We start from the raw sequence: 17,649 nt of genomic DNA, 5'->3' as shown, positions 1-17,649 counted from the left end.
CCCGGCGTTCGGCAATGAGGGTGGCACCCGCCGGCGCCAACCGATCGGCGGTGACCCGCAAGGTCTTTTCGATCACCTTCGGCGCCAACCCGGGCAGCAAGGTCGAGACAATGCCGACACGCTTGACGGTGTAGGGCGCGACGCTCATGCGGCCGGTTTGTGCCGCCGCCACCGCCAACGCGCCCAAATCAGCCTTGATCCCGAACGGCACGATCTTGACGGTCGCGATCATCTCGCCGGGAACCACGGCCTTGAATGCCGGCAGCGTCGCAAACGTGATCGCCTCATCGACGCGGTTGATGTTGTCGACCGCGGCCCGATCGACCACCAGCACGCCGGCCCGCGTCGCGAACAGATTGGAGCGTCCGGTAAAGGCACGCTCGACATCGACGCCATCGCCGGCAATGGCCTGGGCGATGCCGCCGGCGGCGAGGTCTTCGGAGATGTCGCCGTCCTCGAGCCGGACCACGACGACTTCCTCGACGCCCGCGCGCTTCAAGGCCTCGACCTCGGCCGGGCCGATCGTGGTGCCCTTCTTGAGCACCAGCGCTCCCTGGCGCAGGGTATGCACAGTGACGCCGCCAACCGCGTCGGCCGGGCTGGCGGGACCGAACTTCATGCCGCGTTCTCTTTCAGGTTTTCTTGCGGCATGCGCAAGGTCGCGGTGATCTCGGCCATGATCGCGACCGCGATTTCGGACGGCGACACCGCGCCGATGTTCAGTCCGATCGGCGCGCGGATGCGCGCGATGTCGGCATCGGACGCGCCTTGCGCCCTCAGCCGGTCGCCGCGCTTGGCATGGGTTTTCCGCGAACCAAGCGCGCCGATATAGAAGCAGTCGCGCTCGAAGGCGTGCAGCAGCGCCGGATCGTCGATCTTCGGATCATGCGTCACCGCCACGAACGCGGTGTAATGATCGACGTTGAGCGGCGGCAGCGCCACATCGGGCCATTCGGCGATCAGCGGCACATCCGGAAACCGCTCGGGGCTCGCGAACGCGGTGCGCGGGTCCACCACGGTCACGTCGTAATCCAGCGAGCGCGCCAAAGGCGCCAGCGCCTGGCTGATATGAACCGCGCCGATGATCACGAGCTTGGCGGTCGGCGCATAGACATTGAGAAACAGCTTCTTGCCGCCAACTTCAATCGTGCCGCTCTTGCCCATGCGCAACTGTTTCGACAGCTCGGCACGCAGCGGATCGGCCGCGATATCTGCGGCCTTGACCAGGCGCTGCTCGCCATTGGCGGTATCCAGCACCACGATCACCGGACGGCGCGCGGCGCGCTCGGCATTGAGTTCGATCAGTGTCTCGCTTTTCACGGTTAGCCGACTTTCTCGACGAAGACGCGGATGGTGCCGCCGCAGGACAGGCCGACGTTCCACGCGGTCTCGTCGGCGACGCCAAACTCCAACAGCTTCGGCTCGCCGCTCGAGATCACATCGAGCGCTTCGGTGACCACCGCACCCTCGACGCAGCCGCCGGACACGCTCCCTAAGAAGGTGCCGTCGTCGTTGATCACGAGGCTCGAGCCCGCCGGCCGGGGCGCCGAGCCCCAGGTCTCGACCACGGTCGCCAGCGCCACGCCATGGCCGGCCTTCTTCCAATCCTCGGCCGCTTGCAGGATATCTTCGTCACGGTTGAGCGTGGTGGTGGCCATGGGAGCCTCCTTTGTCTCTTTTAAGCTGCTTTAAGCTGCGGGACGGATCGCGCTGCGGTGGTGCGGCGGCGCCGTGGACAACAATGCGGCAATCAGCCCTTCGATTGAACTCAAATTATGCACCGGACGGAATTCGTCAACGTGCGGCAGCATCATTTTGATACCCTGCGCCTTCGCCTCGAAGCCGCCATAGCGCAATAGCGGGTTGAGCCAGATCAGGCGGCGGCAAGACCTATGCAGCCGGTCCATCTCGAAGGCCAGTTTGTCATCCGCCTCGCGCTCCAGCCCGTCGGAGATCAGGAGCACGATGGCGCCCTGCCCCAGCACCCGCCGGCCCCATAATTTGTTGAAAGTATGCAGCGAAGCCGAGATCCGCGTGCCGCCGGCCCAGTCCTCCACCGTCGACGAGCAACTGGCCAGCGCCTCGTCGGGATCGCGCGCCCGCAGCGCCCGCGTCACATTGGTCAGCCGGGTGCCGAACAGGAACACCGAGACGCGCTTGCGGGCGTCGGTGATGGCATGCAGGAAATGCAGGAACAGCCTGGTATATTCGCTCATCGACCCCGAGATATCGAGCAGGGCTACGATCGGCGCCGGCCGGTCGATCAATCCCAGCCGATGGATGTCGATGATGTCGCCGCCGGTGCGCAACGAGGCGCGCAAGGTGCGCCGCATATCCAGCCGCAAGCCGCGCGCATCCGGCTGATAGCGACGGGTGCGCAATTCGGCCTGCGGCAGCCTCATCTGCGCGATCGCGCGGGTCACCTGCGCGATCTCGGCCGCGCTCATCTGCGCGAAATCCTTTTTCTGCAGCACTTCCTTGTCGGACACCGAGAGCCTGAGTTCCTGCTCCTGGGCTTGCGGCGTCTCGCTGACGGACGGCTGCGCCAACGCTTCCTGCACCCGGCGCGAGGCCGGCGCCGGCTTCTTCTTGGCCTGATCCGGCAGCGGTACCGAATCCAGCATGTGCTTCCAGTCTTCGGCGGCGCGGAAGAACAGATCGAAGGCCTGCGCGAAAATCAGCGCATGCTCGTGCCGCTTGACGAAAATCGCCTCCAGCGTGGTGTAGACGTCGGCGCGATGGCCGATCTCGATCACCTGCAGCGCATTCAGCGCATCGATTACCGCGCCGGGCCCGACCGGCAACCCGGCCGCCCGCAACGCGCGGGCAAAGCCGATGACATTGTCGGCCATTTGTCCGGTCGGGGGAGCGAGGTGATTGATGGGCATGTTTGCCAATTTCCTCGTCATTCCGGGATGCGCGTAGCGCAGGCCCGGAATCCATAATCCCTGTCGTGGTTATGGATTCCGGGCTCGTGCTTCGCACGCCCCGGAATGACGACGTTGTTTACCGCGAGCGACCTTAGTTTTCGCTCGTCGCTTCCTTCAAAACCTTTTGCAAGCCGTCGCCCTGCATCCGGGCGATGTCGTCCTGGTATTTCAACAGCGCGCCGAGCGTATCGCCGACCACCTGCGGGGTCAGCGACCGGGCGTCGAGTTCGGTCAGCGCGGTGGCCCAGTCGATGGTCTCGGCGACACCGGGCGATTTGTAGAAGTCCTGGTCGCGCAGCGCCTGCACGAAGCGCACGACCTGCTGCGAGAGTTTCGCGGAAATGTTCGGCACGCGCGACTTGACGATCGCCAATTCGCGCTCGGCCGAGGGATAGTCGACCCAGTGATAGAGGCAGCGGCGCTTCAGCGCGTCGTGAATTTCGCGGGTGCGGTTCGAGGTGACGATCACGATCGGCGGTGAAGGTGCCTTCACGGTGCCGAATTCGGGAATCGTGACCTGGAAGTCCGAGAGGATTTCCAGAAGATAAGCCTCGAACGCTTCATCGGCCCGGTCGAGTTCGTCGATCAGGAGCACCGGCGCGCCCGCCGCATCCGGCTCCAGTGCCTGCAACAGCGGCCGCTTGATCAAAAAACGCTCGGCGAAGATATCGCTGGAGAGCTGGTCGCGATCGGCATCGCCGGCGGCTTCCGCGAGCCGGATCGCGATCATCTGCGACGCACTGTTCCACTCATAGACCGCGGAGGCGACGTCGAGACCTTCATAGCATTGCAGCCGGATCAGCTTGCGGCCAAGTGCGGCCGACAGCACTTTTGCAATTTCGGTCTTGCCGACGCCGGCCTCGCCTTCCAGGAACAGCGGCCGGCCCATCCGCAGCGCCAGATACGTCACCGTCGCCAGCGAGCGCTCCGCGAGATAGCCGCGCGACGTCAAGAGTTCGAGCATCGCATCGACGGAACTGGGTAACGCCGATGCAGTCATGAAAAACCCAATCTCGATGAATCCGTAACCAGCGTCACGCTTTGGCGCTGGCGGCTTCGACCGCACGACGCGCCAGCACCCCGATCAGATGCGCGCGATATTCGGCGCTGCCGTGCAGATCGCTGTTCAAACCTTCCGCGGGCACCGACAAGCCTTCGAGCGCCTTGGGCGAGAAGCGCTTCTTCAGCGCCTCTTCGAACGCGGTGACGCGGAACACGCCGTCGGAGCCCGCGCCGGTGATGGCGACGCGCACATCGGACGGCCGCTTGGCGACGAACACCCCGACCAGGGCATAGCGCGAGGCCTGGTTGCGGAATTTGATGTAGGCGGCCTTCTTCGGCACCGGGAACATCACTTTGGTGATGATCTCGTCGCTCTCGAGCGCTGTCGTGAACAACCCCTGGAAGAATTCCTCCGGCTTGAGCCGGCGCTTGTTGGTGACGATGGTCGCGCCCAGCGCAAGGCAGGCCGCCGGATAGTCGGCGGTCGGATCGTTGTTGGCGAGCGAGCCGCCGATGGTGCCCTTGTGGCGCACCGCGGGATCACCGATCAGGCCCGCGAGTTCGGCCAATGCGGGAATGGCTTCGCCGACGATGGCCGAGGTCGCGACCTCGGCATGTTTGGCGGTGGCGCCGATCACCAGCGCACGGCCCTTCATCTCGATGCCGTTGAGACCCTCGATGTGAGAGAGATCGACCAGATGCGGCGGGCTCGCCAGCCGCTGCTTCATCACCGGCACCAGCGTATGGCCGCCGGCGATCAGCTTGGCGTCTTCATTCTTGATCAGGAGATTGGCGGCCTGCCGCACGGTCTCCGGCCGATGATATTTGAATTCGTACATGAGGCATTCCCGACCGCCATATGCGGCAGTTAAAATTACGCGAAGTCCGATTTACGCGAGGTCCGACTTTTCCATCGCCTTGGCGCCGGCCGCGATCGATTGAACGATGTTCTGGTAACCGGTGCAGCGGCACAGATTGCCTTCGAGCTCTTCACGAATGACATGATCCGAAAGGTCGTGGCCCTTGCGGTGAACCATGTCGACCGCGGTCATGATCATGCCCGGCGTGCAGAAGCCGCATTGCAGGCCGTGATGCTCGCGGAACGCTTCCTGCATCGGGTGCAGGGGCGCGCCGTCGGCGGCAAGGCCCTCGATGGTCTTGACCTCGTGGCCATCGGCCATCACCGCCAGCGTGGTGCAGGATTTGACCGCCTTGCCGTCCAGATGCACGACGCAGGCGCCGCATTGCGAGGTATCGCAACCGACATGGGTACCGGTCAGCCGCAGGTTTTCGCGCAGAAACTGGACTAGCAGGGTACGGGGATCGACGTTCGCATTAACGGGGTTGCCGTTCACGATCAGGGAAATCTTGGCCATTCAGCACTCTCTTCAACTGCGCCGCCGCATATCGACGGAACAGGCGTTTAAAATCGTTCCAAAGCCATAATATGGGCCAACCCGGCAATGAGCAACCTCGCCTGGAGCATGGCCCGATGTGATCTCAGGAGCAGGTTAGCCCTGTACCGCCTTGGCGAAATTGGCGAAAAACTCATCGGCCAGTTTCTTGGCCGAACCGTTGATCAGCCGCTGCCCGAGCTGGGCGAGCTTACCACCGATCTGCGCCTCGACATTGTAGCTCAGCAAGGTGCCGCCATCCTTCTCGGCCAGCGCCACCGTGGCGCCGCCCTTGGCGAAGCCCGCGACGCCGCCCTCGCCCTCGCCGGAAATCTTGTAGCCGTTGGGCGGATCGAGATCGCTCAGCGTGACCTTGCCCTTGAAGCGGGCCGACACCGGTCCGACCTTCATTTTGGCGACAGCACGGAAACCCCCGTCTTCGGTCGCATCCAGTTCCTCGCAGCCGGGAATGCAGGCCTTGAGCACTTCCGGATCGTTCAATTTGGCCCACACGGCCTCGCGCGGCGCCGCAAGCTGGACTTCGCCGGTCATCGTCATGGCCATGTGATTCGCCTCCAAAAAACGCTTCGTGGCGCCGCCGCGCGGCCGTACCAATCCCGCCATACCAAACCCCAAGTAAAGCACGGCACGGCTAAATGAAAGGGGATCGCTGGACCGGGTGCGATGCATATTCGCAGCGCAGCATGCTTGCGAGCCGGCTTGCGCCAAGATCCCGACCAAGGCCCCGGCCGAGGCTGCGACCATGACCGCGACCAAGGCTGTGGGGTTGGCACAGGCAGGAGAGGATGGTTAGGTCGCGCGCATCATGAGTACTGCTCTCTCGCCCCTGCTCGCGCCGATGCTGTCGAGCGCCGCCATGCGCGCCGTCTGCGATGATTTGGCCTATCTACAGCACATGCTCGATTTCGAGGCCGCGCTGGCGCGCGCCGAAGCCGCCACCGGCGTCATTCTGGCGGCAGCGGCGGGGCCGATCGAGCAGGCCTGCAAAGCGCAAGCGTTCGATCTTGCCGCCCTGGCTGAAGCCGCGACAAAATCCGGCAATCTCGCGATCCCCCTGGTCAAGGCGCTGACGGCGGCCGTGACCCGCACCGACCCCGAGGCGGCGCGCTATGTGCATTGGGGCGCCACCAGCCAGGACGTGATCGATACCGCGGCGATGCTGATGCTGCGCGCCGGCATCGACGCGCTGTTGTCCGACATCGACCGCGCCATCGCCGGTTTTGCGAGGCTGGCGCTGGACCATCGCCATACCGCGATGGTGGGACGCACCTGGCTACAGCACGCGCTGCCGATCCCGTTCGGGCTGAAGCTTGCCGAATATGCCGCGGCGCTGAACCGTTCGCGCACGCGACTGAAGAGGTTGCGCAGCGAGGCGCCGGTGCTGCAATTCGGCGGCGCCGCAGGAACGCTGGCAGCGCTCGGCGACCACGGATTGCGCGTTGCCGAGAAGCTGGCGCAGGAGCTGGACTTGCCGCTGCCCGAGGCGCCCTGGCACACCCATCGCGACCGCTTCGCGGAAGCCGCCTCGGTGCTGGCCATCATCGCGGGCACCTGCGGCAAGATCGCCCGCGACGTATCGCTGATGATGCAGACCGATGTCGGCGAAGCGTTCGAGCCCGCGGGCGAAGGCCGCGGCGGCTCGTCGACCATGCCGCATAAACGCAATCCGGTCGCCGCCGCCAGCGCGCTCGCCGCCGCCACCATGGCGCCTAATCTCGCCGCGACGATGTTCGCCGCCCAGGTGCAGGATCACGAACGCAGCGCCGGACCATGGCACGCGGAATGGCCGACTTTGCCGAGCCTGCTGCTGGTCACCTCGGGCGGGTTGGCCGCCATTGTCGAACTCGCCGAGGGCCTGGAAGTCGATGCGGCGCGAATGCGCGCCAATCTCGACACCACCAACGGGTTGATCATGGCCGAATCCGTCACGTTCGCGCTGGCGGAAAAGCTCGGCAAGAGCGAGGCGCATCATCTGGTGGAGGCCGCGAGCAAAAAGGCCGTCGCCGAGAAAAAGGCCCTGCGCGACGTGCTGGCCGGCGACCCGAAGGTGACGCAACAATTCGACGCCAAAAAACTTGCGGACCTGTTCGAGCCGATGGCCTATCAGGGCGTCTCGCAAGCCCTGATCGACCGGCTGCTGGCGTCGCTCGATCAAAGGTAGTTCAGATGTCGTTGCCGGGCTTGACCCGGCAATCCATCTTCTTGAATAGACTCTTTTAGGATGGATGCGCGGGTCTTCCAGCGCGAAGACGCGCTTCGCGCTTCTGCCCGCGCATGACAACGGGGTTAAAGCCAATGCCGATGATCGACGCCGACGGTTGCCTGCTCAACGTATCGGTCGAAGGCCGCGACGGCGGACCGACCTTGATGCTGTCGAATTCGCTGGGCTGCACGTTGCAGATGTGGGAGCCGCAGATGAAGGCGTTCACGCAGCTGTTTCGCGTGATCCGCTATGATCGCCGCGGCCACGGCAAATCCGGCGTGCCTGCCGGGCCCTATTCGATGGAACGCTTCGGCCGCGACGTGCTCGCGATCCTCGATGACCTCAATATCGAGAAGGTGCACTGGTGCGGGCTGTCGATGGGCGGCATGGTCGGACAATGGCTCGGGGCCAACGCACCGGAGCGGTTCGACCGCATGATCCTGTCCAACACCAGTTGCTACTATCCCGATCCGACCAACTGGCTGAACCGCATCAAGGCGGTGCAGGAAGGCGGCATCGCCGCGGTGGCCGACGCCGTGATCGCGGGCTGGCTGACCGCCGATTTTCGCGAGCGCGAACCGCAGATCGCAGCCAACATGAAGGCGATGCTGCTGGCGACGCCGGTGCAGGGTTATCTCGCCTGCTGCGAGGCGCTGAGCACGCTCGATCAGCGCGCGTTGCTGCCCGCCATCAAAAGCCCGACCTTGGTGATCGCTGGGCGTCAGGACGTGGCGACGCCGCTTGCGGCCGGCGAATTGATCCGCAGCCAGATCCCGCGCGCCAGCCTCACCCTTCTCGATGCCGCGCATATTTCCAATGTCGAGCAGCCGCACGCCTTCACCGACGCCGTGATCGGCTTCCTGACGCAACGCTGACGAAATGCGGCGGCCTTCCCTTCACCTCTCCCATCGGGAGAGGTCGATTTGCGCAGCAAATCGGGTGAGGGGTTACGATCTATCGTGAGGGCGTACCCCCTCACCCCAACCCTCTCCCCATGGAAGAGGGAGCACGCCACCGGGAGGAGACGTATAATGGACGATCAGAAACGCCGCGACGACGGCATGGTCCAGCGCCGCAAGGTGCTGGGCAATGCGTGGGTCGACAAGTCCCTCGCCAATCGGAATTCGTTCAACACCGACTTTCAGGACATGATCACGCGTTACGCGTGGGGTGAGATCTGGACCCGGCCGCATTTCGACGAGCGCACGCGCCGCGTGCTGGTGATCGGCACCATGGTGGCGCTGGCGCAATGGGACGAGTTTCGCCTGCACATTCGCGCGGCGCTGACGGAAGGCGGATTCACGCCCGACGATATCAAGGAAATTCTGTTGCAGCAGGCGATCTATTGCGGCGTGCCCGCCGCCAATCACGCCGTCAAGGAAGCTTCAGCTGTGATCCAGGAGCTGGGGCTGCTGAAGGGATAGATCGCTCATTGGCCGCTGGATCTGCGGCGCGGCTACAGCGGGACGCTCGGTCAGCATCACGATCGCGGTGCCGAGCAGCATCAGCAATTCGGTCGCGTGCAGCCGCAACGCCGCGGTCTCGCCGACCTTGGACGCCATCAGCATGCTGGCAAAGCTGATCACGCTGCCGATCGAAAGCGCCATCGCCAGCGCTTCGCCGGCCCCGCCGCCTTTGCGGAACGCGGCGCGGGTGAGGAAAACCAGAAAGATCGCAAAGAACGCCACCACCGTGAGCTTGCCCAACGCGAGCAACCACGCCATCCGCACCGTTGCCATTCCGGCCAGTTGCAAATGATCGCTGATGAACAGCGCCACCGAAATGTTCGGCCGCTCATAGAGGCCGTGGATCGGCGAAATCATGATCTTGAACGCGACCATGGTCCAGGTCGGAATGAAATAGGCCGCAATCAACGCGCCGCTGATTGAGCTGATCCGCCAGTGTGCCGACATGCCGCTTCCCGTTGTTTTCCGCTGTTCCCCCGGGGGACGCGGCTTCGTCGGGTGAGGTAACGCGGTTAAACAGCCAGCGGCAATTTAAACCCTTTGTTTACCTTAATGGGCTGGGGAAAAAGCAACGGCGTACCTTTGGGGGTTGCGGATCGCCCCACTGACGCGCCGTCACCCCCGGGCTTGACCCGGGGTCCATCGTTTGAAGGAGGATGGATGGCCGGATCAAGTCCGGCCATGACGGCTACCTACCCATGACATGCCAAAAGAAAAATCCCGCCTTGCGGCGGGACTTTCCTGCTCTCGCCTGTTCCTGCGAGGGAACTAGCGATCCTTGTTGGGCTGATCCTTGGTGGGGCTCTGGCCCTGACGGTTGGGATCCTGCTGCTGCTGGCCAGGCTTTTGGCCACCGCCCTGCTGCTGCTGACCGGGCTTCTGGGCCGGATTCTGGTTCGGCTGGCCGGGCTGGTTCTGATTGGACATCTTGAGATCTCCCTTGTTGAACGTAGCCGGGGATAACTCCCGCGCGCGCCGTTGGTTGCAGGCCAAATCGGTTCCATTTTGATCATTGCGTGGCGGTTCGTAGCCGCCGTCGTGGCGTATGGAACCCCTGAGGAACTTCACGCCGGCCTGCCCCGAAACTACCCATGTAAAACGCCGCCCAAGCGCGGCTGCCGCTGTTGCCGCCTTGGGTTCCCACTGTTAGAAAATGACACGACGCTCCGTTCCGGCTGCCGGGAGCCAACGGGGTGGCATCGTCAACGCGCATTTTCTCGACGGCAAACCAGACCCCGTTTGCCGGAAAATGCTGGGACAACGGCAGCGCATGGATTATTTCGCCCAGCAAGTCATCAACGGCGTCGTGCTTGGTTCGATCTATGGCCTGATCGCCATTGGCTACACCATGGTCTACGGCATCGTCGGCATGATCAATTTCGCCCATGGCGACATCTTCATGATCGGCGGCTTCATCGCGCTGATTTCGTTCCTGATCCTGGTCTCGCTCGGCCTCACCTTCGTGCCGGTGATCCTGCTGATCGTGCTGTTGGTATCGATGGCGATCACCGCGCTCTATGGCTGGACCGTGGAGCGCATCGCTTACCGGCCGCTGCGCCACTCGTTCCGCCTCGCCCCGATGCTGTCGGCGATCGGCATGTCGTTCGTGCTGTCGAACTATTCGCAAGTGGCGCAGGGCGCCCGCGTCAAGCCGGTGCCGCCGATCATCACCGGCGGCTACACCCTGCTCGACAGCAACGGTTTCGTGGTGCGGCTGTCGAACGTGCAGATCGTCGTCGTCATCACCACCATCGTGCTGCTGGCGATCTTCACCTGGCTGGTGTCGCGCACGCGATTGGGCCGCGACATGCGCGCCTGCGAGCAGGACCAGACCATGGCAGCGCTGCTCGGCGTCGATGTCGACCGCACCATCTCCATGACCTTCGTGATCGGGGCCGCCCTCGCCGCCGTCGCCGGCATGATGTACCTGCTGTATTACGGCCTGGTCGATTTCTATATGGGCTTCGTCGCCGGCATCAAGGCGTTCACCGCGGCCGTGCTCGGCGGCATCGGCTCGCTGCCGGGCGCGATGCTGGGCGGGCTTTTGATCGGGCTGATCGAAACGCTGTGGTCGGCCTATTTCTCGGTCGAGTACAAGGACGTCGCGGCGTTCTCGATCCTGATCATCGTGCTGATTTTCCTTCCGACCGGCCTGCTCGGCCGGCCTGAAGTCGAAAAAGTCTGACGGGCGCGCCGCGTGACAACCATCCCGACGCCCGCTTCGCGCGCCCCTGCTGCAGCCTTCATCTTCAAGAAAGCCCTGATCAGCGCGTTGGTCGCGCTGGTGCTGTTTTCGCTGATGATCGGCATTCGCACCGAGGCCGGGCCGTCAGGTCAATTGATCTACTGGACCCGGTTCGGCGATCTCGCCGCCATGGTCGGCATCGTGTTCGGCGGCAGCATCGTGGTGGAATTGCTGCGGCAATGGTGGGGACCGGTCGGCACCGTCAGGATCGTGCCGCCGCAGATGCAATCGGCACTCGCTGTGGCGGGCCGCCTCGTTGCGCCGCTGCTTTTGATCTTTGCGTTTCTGGTGCCGGTGATCTTCTACGATCAGCGCTACATCCTGGATCTCGGCATTCTGGTGCTGACCTATGTGATGCTGGGCTGGGGACTGAATGTCGTGGTCGGCCTCGCTGGCCTGCTCGATCTCGGTTATGTCGCGTTCTATGCGGTCGGCGCCTATTCCTACGCGCTGCTCGCGACCAATTTCGGCTGGTCGTTCTGGGTCTGCCTGCCGCTCGCGGGAATCCTCGCGGCGTTCTGGGGCGTCTTGCTGGGCTTTCCGGTATTACGGCTGCGCGGCGACTATCTCGCCATCGTCACGCTGGCGTTCGGCGAAATCATCCGCCTCGTCATCATCAACTGGCAAAGCCTGACCGGCGGCCCGAACGGCGTCTCCGGCATTCCGCGCCCTACTTTGTTCGGCATTCCGCTGACACCGGGTCCGAATGGGCTCGCGGCCAAACTCGGCATCGAATTTTCGCCCACCCATCGCATCGTGTTTCTGTTCTACCTGATCCTGGCGCTGGCGTTGCTGACCAACTGGGTCACGATCCGGCTGCGGCGTTTGCCGATCGGTCGCGCCTGGGAAGCACTGCGCGAGGATGAAGTGGCCTGCCGCGCGCTCGGCATCAACATCACCACGACAAAACTGACGGCATTCGCGACCGGCGCGATGTTCGGCGGTTTTGCCGGCGCGTTTTTCGCCACGCGACAGGGTTTCATCAGCCCGGAATCGTTTACGTTCCAGGAATCCGCGCTGGTGCTCGCGATCGTCGTGCTCGGCGGCATGGGCTCGCAGCTTGGCGTCGCCCTCGCAGCGTTGACCATGATCGGTGGCTTCGAACTGTTCCGCGGGCTCGAGCAATATCGCATGCTGGTGTTCGGGCTCGCGATGGTGCTGCTGATGATCTGGCGGCCGCGCGGGCTGATCGGCCATCGCGCGCCGACCGTGTTCCTGCGCCACGCCCAGACGATCTCATCCGACCTCGTCAAGGAGGGGCACGGATGAGCGACGACATTCTCAAGGTCGATCATCTGACCATGCGGTTCGGCGGCATCGTCGCGGTCAACGATCTTTCGTTCGGTGCCGAACGCCGCCAGATCACGGCACTGATTGGGCCGAACGGCGCCGGCAAGACCACGGTTTTCAACTGCGTGACCGGTTTCTACAAGCCGACCTCGGGCGCCATTCGCCTCGCCCACGACAACGGCGCACAGTTTCGGCTGGAGACGCTGAAGGATTTCCGGATCTCAAAGCTCGCCAAGGTCGCCCGCACCTTCCAGAACATCCGGCTGTTTCCCGGCATGACCGCGCTGGAAAATCTGATGGTGGCCCAGCACAACGCGCTGATGCTGGCCTCGGGCCTGACGTTTCTCGGCCTGATCGGCGCGCCATCCTGGCGCACCGCCGAGAAGCGCGCGATCGATCTCGCCAAATTCTGGCTCGATCGCATCGGGCTGCTCGATCGCGCCGACGACGCCGCCGGCAATTTGCCCTATGGCGACCAGCGCCGGCTGGAAATCGCCCGCGCGATGTGCACCGAACCCGCATTGCTCTGTCTCGATGAGCCGGCCGCTGGCCTCAACGCACGCGAAAGTGCTGCCTTGAGCGATCTGCTGCTCTCGATCCGGGCCGACCAGGGCACCTCGATCCTCTTGATCGAGCACGACATGTCGGTGGTGATGGAAATTTCCGACCGCATCGTGGTGATGGACTACGGCGTCAAGATTGCCGAAGGGAAGCCTAAAGATGTGCGCGACGATCCCAAGGTGATCGCGGCCTATCTCGGCGTCGAGGACGAAGAAGTCGCAGCAGTCGAGCAGGAGCTCGGACTGTGAGCGCGTTGCAAACCATGCCGTCATGGCCGGGCTTGTCCCGGCCATCCACGTCTTGGCAACCAATCGTGAAGAAAGACGTGGATGCCCGGCACAAGGCCGGGCATGACGGCTGTGAGGCCATGCAATGACCTCGTCCACCAGCCTGCTCGAAATCCGCGGACTGCGCGCCGCCTACGGCAAGATCGAGGCGCTGAAGGGCGTCGATATCGAGATCTCCAGCGGCGAGATCGTAGCCTTGATCGGCGCCAATGGCGCCGGCAAGTCGACCTTGATGATGACGATCTTCGGCAAGCCGCGCGCCCGCGCCGGTCAGATCCTATTCGACGGCCGCGATATCACGGACCTAGAGACGCACCAGATCGCCAGACTGCGCATCGCGCAGTCGCCTGAGGGGCGGCGGATTTTCCCGCGCATGAGTGTCGCGGAAAACCTGCAGATGGGTGCCGATGCCACCGAAACCGACGAGACCGACCGCGCGGCCGGCCTCGAGCGCGTCTTCACGCTGTTTCCCCGGCTGAAGGAACGCATGACCCAGCGCGGCGGCACTTTGTCGGGTGGCGAACAGCAAATGCTGGCGATCGGGCGCGCCTTGATGAGCCGCCCTCGCCTGTTGATGCTGGACGAACCGTCGCTGGGCCTTGCGCCGTTGATCGCGCGGCAGATCTTCGATGCGATCAGGACCCTGAACCGGCAGGACGGCCTGACCGTGCTGATCGTCGAGCAGAACGCCAATCACGCGCTGCGGCTGGCCCATCGCGGCTATGTCATGGTCAATGGCCTGATTACACTGTCGGGAACCGGCAGCGAGCTCTTGCAGCGTCCGGAAGTGCGCTCGGCCTATCTCGAAGGCGGCCGGCACGGCTAGCGACACATCCGGCCGTCGTGGGACGCTGGAACGCGGCTAATAGACCCACGATCGGGCCCGAAAATTGCCGATGACTTCGCGGCAAAATCAGCCGACAATGCACCCGATTTTCGATCCCGGCCGCCTGCCGGGGATTTCCCGTAGCGACCTACCCGCGAGGATACCTCATGAAATCATTGAAGCTCATCGGCCTGGCATTCGGCGCATCGCTGGCCTTGTCGACGGCCGCGTTCGCGCAGGACACCACCATTGCCGTGGCGGGCCCGATGACGGGCGGTGAATCCGCATTCGGCCGGCAGATGAAGAATGGCGCCGAACAGGCGGTGACGGATCTCAATGCCGCAGGCGGTTTGCTCGGCAAGAAGCTGGCGCTCGATGTCGAGGACGATGCCTGCGATCCCAAGCAGGCGCGTTCGGTCGCGGAAAAAATCGGCAGCGCTAAAATCCCGTTCGTCGCCGGCCACTATTGCTCGTCGTCGTCGATCCCGGCCTCGGAAGCCTATGCCGACGGCAACGTGTTGCAGATCACGCCGGCTTCGACCAATCCGCTGTTCACCGAGCGCAACCTCTGGAACGTGGCACGGGTCTGCGGCCGCGACGACCAGCAGGGCACGGTTGCCGGCGACTACATCGCGAAGGCTTTCAAAGGCAAGAACATCGCCATCCTCAACGACAAGACCACTTACGGCAAAGGCCTCGCCGACGAGACCAAGAAGGCGCTCAACAAGGCCGGCGTCACCGAGAAGATGTATGAATCCTACAACAAGGGCGACAAGGATTTTAATGCCATCGTCTCGCGGCTGAAGCGCGACAACATCGATCTGGTCTATGTCGGCGGCTACCATCAGGAAGCCGGCCTGATCCTGCGCCAGATGCGCGACCAGGGCCTGCAGACGGTGCTGATGGCGGGCGATGCGATGGCCGACAAGGAATTCGCCTCGATCACCGGGCCGGCCGGCGCCGGCACGCTGTTCACCTTCGGCCCTGATCCGCGCAACAAGCCGACCGCCAAGACCATCGTCGAAGCCTTCAAGGCCAAGAACATCGATCCCGAAGGCTACACGCTCTACACCTATGCCGCGGTGCAGGTCTGGTCGCAGGCCGCCAAGAAGGTCGGCACCACCGATCCGATGAAAGTCATGGCGGCGATCAAGGCCGGCTCGTGGGATACCGTGATCGGGACGCTGGAGTTCGATGCCAAGGGCGACATCAAGCAGCTCGATTATGTCGTCTACAAGTGGGACGACAAGGGCAACTACGCCGAGATCAATCCGAAGGGTTCGTAGGAACTTTAAAGCCTGGTTCTGATCGAATCAGAACCAGGCTTTAGATTCTTGTTTTGACGCGTTTCTTGACGCGAACCGGCATCCACTTCGCTCGAAAACGCTATCGACCGCGCGTCGAACGCCCCGGCTCGCCGGGGCCTTTTCATTTATCGATTCCGACGGGCGAAGTAATTGAACGACAATGATCCGGACGGCCCTCGATCATGGACACGCGCCCCTTGAAAAATCTCCTCACTGACATCGCCGGCGTCCGCGTCGGCCACGCCGATGATGCAGCCCTCGGTTCCGGCACCACCGCCGTGATTTTCGACCAACCCGCCGTGGCCTCGATGGATGTGCGCGGCGGCGGCCCCGGTACCCGCGAGGGCTCGCTGCTCGATCCGATCAACGTGGTCGATCAGATCGATGCCATCGCGCTCTCCGGCGGCTCGGCGTTCGGGCTGGAGGCCGGAGGTGGCGTGCAGGCCTGGCTCGCCGAACACGGTCGCGGATTTAAGGTCCGCGACGCCCTTGTTCCGATCGTGCCCGGCGCGATCTGCTTCGATCTGCTCAACGGCGGTAACAAACAATGGGGCCGCTTCGCACCGTATCGCGATCTCGGATATGTGGCCGCCGCCGCGGCAAGCAAGTCGTTTGCGCTCGGCAGCGTCGGCGCGGGCCTGGGCGCGACCGTGAGCAACCTGAAGGGCGGCCTGGGCTCGGCGTCGGCGGCCACGCGCGACGGCGTCAAGGTCGCAGCGCTTGCGGTCGTTAATGCCATCGGCAGCGTCACGGTCGGCGACGGTCCGTGGTTCTGGGCCGCCCCGTTCGAGATCGACGGCGAATATGGCGGGCGCGGGTTGCCGCCCGCCTTCACGCCCGACATGCTGGCGATGCGCCTGAAGGGCGCGCCCGCGGTATCGGCGGTAGAAAATACCACGCTCGCGGTGGTGGTGACCGACGCCATCCTGACCAAACCCCAGGCCAGACGGCTTGCGATGATCGCGCAGACCGGGTTTGCGCGTGCGATCTATCCGGTGCACGCGCCGCTCGATGGCGACGTGGTGTTCGCCGCCGCCACCGGCGAGAAGCCGATCGATCCTTTGATCGGCCTTACCGAACTCGGCATGGTCGCGGCCAATGTCACGGCCCGGGCGATCGCGCGCGGCGTGCATGCCGCAACCGCGCTGCCCTTCCCCGGTGCGCTGCCGGCCTGGAAAGACCGGTTCGGCTAGAGCGTTTTCGAGCGAAGTGGACACCGGTTCGCGTCAAGAAAACGCGTCAAAACAAGAATCTAGAGCCCGGTTCTGATTCCATCAGAACCGGAAATGCTCTAGTCAGGCGTCAGCTATGCCAGGCTGCTGCTGGTCGACGACGTGGCGGATCCCGCCTGCAATGCCTGCAACAGCGGATCACTGCTCGGATCGGTGCTGCTGGAGCTGCCTGAAGCCGCGGCATGATGATGGCCGTGATGGCCACTTGCCCCCTTCAGCGCCGATGACAATTCGTCGAGGCTGACCGTGCCATCGCCATTGCTGTCGAGCTTGCTGAAGACGTTATCGGCCGCCGCGGTGTTGGTGCCACCGGCGCCGAGCGCATTTTCGAATTCCGACTTGGTGATCGCTCCATCGCCATTGCCATCGATCTGCGAGAACAGATTTTGCAGCGCATCCGCCGGGCTGGTGGATGCCGATACGCTCGCCGATGCTGATGTCGATGTGGAACCGGATGCCTCGCTTTGCGCCGCCAGCAGCGCCTGCATCGTGGCCGGCGAAATCTGCGAGCCGCCGCCGGTGAACCCGGTGGTTCCGCTCGAACTCGAGCCCGTCGAGGTCTGCAGCAGGCTCGACAGATCGAACCCAGGTGATGACGCTGACGTCGTGGCCGAAGAGGTCAGCGACTGGATCGCGCTCACCGCGGTCGACGCGGCGCCTAAAGCAAACAGCATGGTCACACTCCGATACACACCGCCTGACGCGGCTCAACCTGACATGCCGGTAACGTCAGCAAGCGGCGTGCCATTGCAAAAAACCCAGTAAACACTGGGTTTCTGCGCGCCAGACATAAGGGATTCCCGGCAATTGATGCCGCAGGCGGGCAAAATTTGCCCGCGAAGTTTTGCTTCCACCGGCGGACCCGTCAGGCTGGGTTGGGCGTTA

At 63.8% G+C, this 17,649-nt stretch carries 20 protein-coding genes; 9 read left to right on the top strand and 11 right to left on the bottom strand.

What is annotated here, in order from left to right:
- The 8 genes from GSQ88_RS35690 to GSQ88_RS16780 all read right to left on the bottom strand — a co-directional run.
- Window positions 1-619, bottom strand: a 619-nt coding sequence (locus GSQ88_RS35690) for a DUF8806 domain-containing protein (RefSeq protein ID WP_502706734.1), incomplete at its 3' end; no start/stop codon positions are given.
- A complete protein-coding gene (locus GSQ88_RS16810) occupies window positions 616-1,320 on the bottom strand; it encodes an XdhC family protein (protein ID WP_159008831.1) in 705 nt (234 codons plus the stop codon). The genes GSQ88_RS16810 and GSQ88_RS35690, both read right to left, overlap by 4 nt.
- A gap of 2 nt (window positions 1,321-1,322) precedes the next feature.
- Complete coding sequence (locus GSQ88_RS16805; protein ID WP_159008830.1) at window positions 1,323-1,658, bottom strand: XdhC family protein; 336 nt, start codon at window positions 1,656-1,658, stop codon at window positions 1,323-1,325.
- Between the two features lie 30 nt (window positions 1,659-1,688).
- Window positions 1,689-2,888: a vWA domain-containing protein gene (locus GSQ88_RS16800; RefSeq protein ID WP_159008829.1), complete on the bottom strand. Its 1,200-nt coding sequence runs from the start codon at window positions 2,886-2,888 to the stop codon at window positions 1,689-1,691.
- Between the two features lie 133 nt (window positions 2,889-3,021).
- On the bottom strand, window positions 3,022-3,930 hold the full coding sequence (locus GSQ88_RS16795) for an AAA family ATPase (RefSeq protein WP_159008828.1): 909 nt from the start codon (window positions 3,928-3,930) through the stop codon (window positions 3,022-3,024).
- Between the two features lie 34 nt (window positions 3,931-3,964).
- Window positions 3,965-4,771: an FAD binding domain-containing protein gene (locus tag GSQ88_RS16790; RefSeq protein WP_159008827.1), complete on the bottom strand. Its 807-nt coding sequence runs from the start codon at window positions 4,769-4,771 to the stop codon at window positions 3,965-3,967.
- Window positions 4,772-4,822: 51 nt separating this feature from the next.
- Complete coding sequence (locus tag GSQ88_RS16785) at window positions 4,823-5,308, bottom strand: (2Fe-2S)-binding protein (protein ID WP_159008826.1); 486 nt, start codon at window positions 5,306-5,308, stop codon at window positions 4,823-4,825.
- Between the two features lie 135 nt (window positions 5,309-5,443).
- Entirely contained in the window at window positions 5,444-5,890 is a 447-nt protein-coding gene (locus GSQ88_RS16780) for an SRPBCC family protein (protein WP_159008825.1), read from the bottom strand.
- Between the two features lie 262 nt (window positions 5,891-6,152).
- Between GSQ88_RS16780 and GSQ88_RS16775 the strand changes: the two genes are divergently transcribed.
- The 3 genes from GSQ88_RS16775 to GSQ88_RS16765 all read left to right on the top strand — a co-directional run bounded on the left by GSQ88_RS16775 (window position 6,153) and on the right by GSQ88_RS16765 (window position 8,974).
- Complete coding sequence (locus GSQ88_RS16775) at window positions 6,153-7,508, top strand: 3-carboxy-cis,cis-muconate cycloisomerase (RefSeq protein WP_159008824.1); 1,356 nt, start codon at window positions 6,153-6,155, stop codon at window positions 7,506-7,508.
- Window positions 7,509-7,642: 134 nt separating this feature from the next.
- Window positions 7,643-8,425 (top strand): 3-oxoadipate enol-lactonase, encoded by a 783-nt coding sequence (gene pcaD, locus GSQ88_RS16770; protein ID WP_159008823.1) that lies wholly within the window; start codon window positions 7,643-7,645, stop codon window positions 8,423-8,425.
- 156 nt (window positions 8,426-8,581) lie between these two features.
- Window positions 8,582-8,974 carry a carboxymuconolactone decarboxylase family protein gene (locus tag GSQ88_RS16765; RefSeq protein ID WP_159008822.1) on the top strand — a complete coding sequence of 131 codons (393 nt, stop codon included), beginning with the start codon at window positions 8,582-8,584 and terminating at the stop codon, window positions 8,972-8,974.
- On the opposite strand, the gene GSQ88_RS16760 is transcribed toward GSQ88_RS16765, so the two are convergent.
- Together GSQ88_RS16760 and GSQ88_RS34995 are read right to left on the bottom strand one after the other, a co-directional pair.
- A complete protein-coding gene (locus tag GSQ88_RS16760) occupies window positions 8,936-9,463 on the bottom strand; it encodes a hypothetical protein (RefSeq protein ID WP_159008821.1) in 528 nt (175 codons plus the stop codon). The genes GSQ88_RS16765 and GSQ88_RS16760 overlap by 39 nt on opposite strands.
- 321 nt (window positions 9,464-9,784) lie before the next feature.
- A complete protein-coding gene (locus tag GSQ88_RS34995) occupies window positions 9,785-9,943 on the bottom strand; it encodes a hypothetical protein (protein WP_174248031.1) in 159 nt (52 codons plus the stop codon).
- 343 nt (window positions 9,944-10,286) lie between these two features.
- Between GSQ88_RS34995 and GSQ88_RS16755 the strand changes: the two genes are divergently transcribed.
- The 6 genes from GSQ88_RS16755 (at window position 10,287) to GSQ88_RS16730 (ending at window position 16,725) form a co-directional block, all read left to right on the top strand.
- Entirely contained in the window at window positions 10,287-11,201 is a 915-nt protein-coding gene (locus GSQ88_RS16755; RefSeq protein ID WP_159008820.1) for an ABC transporter permease subunit, read from the top strand.
- A gap of 12 nt (window positions 11,202-11,213) precedes the next feature.
- Window positions 11,214-12,530: a high-affinity branched-chain amino acid ABC transporter permease LivM gene (gene livM, locus GSQ88_RS16750; RefSeq protein ID WP_159008819.1), complete on the top strand. Its 1,317-nt coding sequence runs from the start codon at window positions 11,214-11,216 to the stop codon at window positions 12,528-12,530.
- Entirely contained in the window at window positions 12,527-13,360 is an 834-nt protein-coding gene (locus GSQ88_RS16745; protein ID WP_159008818.1) for an ABC transporter ATP-binding protein, read from the top strand. The genes livM and GSQ88_RS16745 overlap by 4 nt, the downstream gene beginning before the upstream one ends.
- A 124-nt stretch (window positions 13,361-13,484) precedes the next feature.
- Window positions 13,485-14,225, top strand: coding sequence for an ABC transporter ATP-binding protein (locus GSQ88_RS16740; protein ID WP_159008817.1), 741 nt, complete (start codon window positions 13,485-13,487; stop codon window positions 14,223-14,225).
- Between the two features lie 167 nt (window positions 14,226-14,392).
- A complete protein-coding gene (locus GSQ88_RS16735) occupies window positions 14,393-15,511 on the top strand; it encodes a branched-chain amino acid ABC transporter substrate-binding protein (protein WP_159008816.1) in 1,119 nt (372 codons plus the stop codon).
- Window positions 15,512-15,729: 218 nt separating this feature from the next.
- Window positions 15,730-16,725 (top strand): P1 family peptidase, encoded by a 996-nt coding sequence (locus tag GSQ88_RS16730; protein ID WP_159008815.1) that lies wholly within the window; start codon window positions 15,730-15,732, stop codon window positions 16,723-16,725.
- A gap of 113 nt (window positions 16,726-16,838) precedes the next feature.
- On the opposite strand, the gene GSQ88_RS16725 is transcribed toward GSQ88_RS16730, so the two are convergent.
- Window positions 16,839-17,438, bottom strand: a complete 600-nt coding sequence (locus tag GSQ88_RS16725) for an EF-hand domain-containing protein (protein ID WP_159008814.1) — start codon at window positions 17,436-17,438, stop codon at window positions 16,839-16,841.
- Window positions 17,439-17,649 lie beyond the last annotated feature (211 nt).

Source organism: Bradyrhizobium sp. S69, from assembly GCF_009766005.1.
In the GTDB taxonomy this organism is placed as follows: Bacteria; Pseudomonadota; Alphaproteobacteria; order Rhizobiales; family Xanthobacteraceae; genus Bradyrhizobium.
The sequence above is the reverse complement of the archived record's forward strand: the minus strand, read 5'-3'. Positions and strand labels throughout refer to the sequence as shown.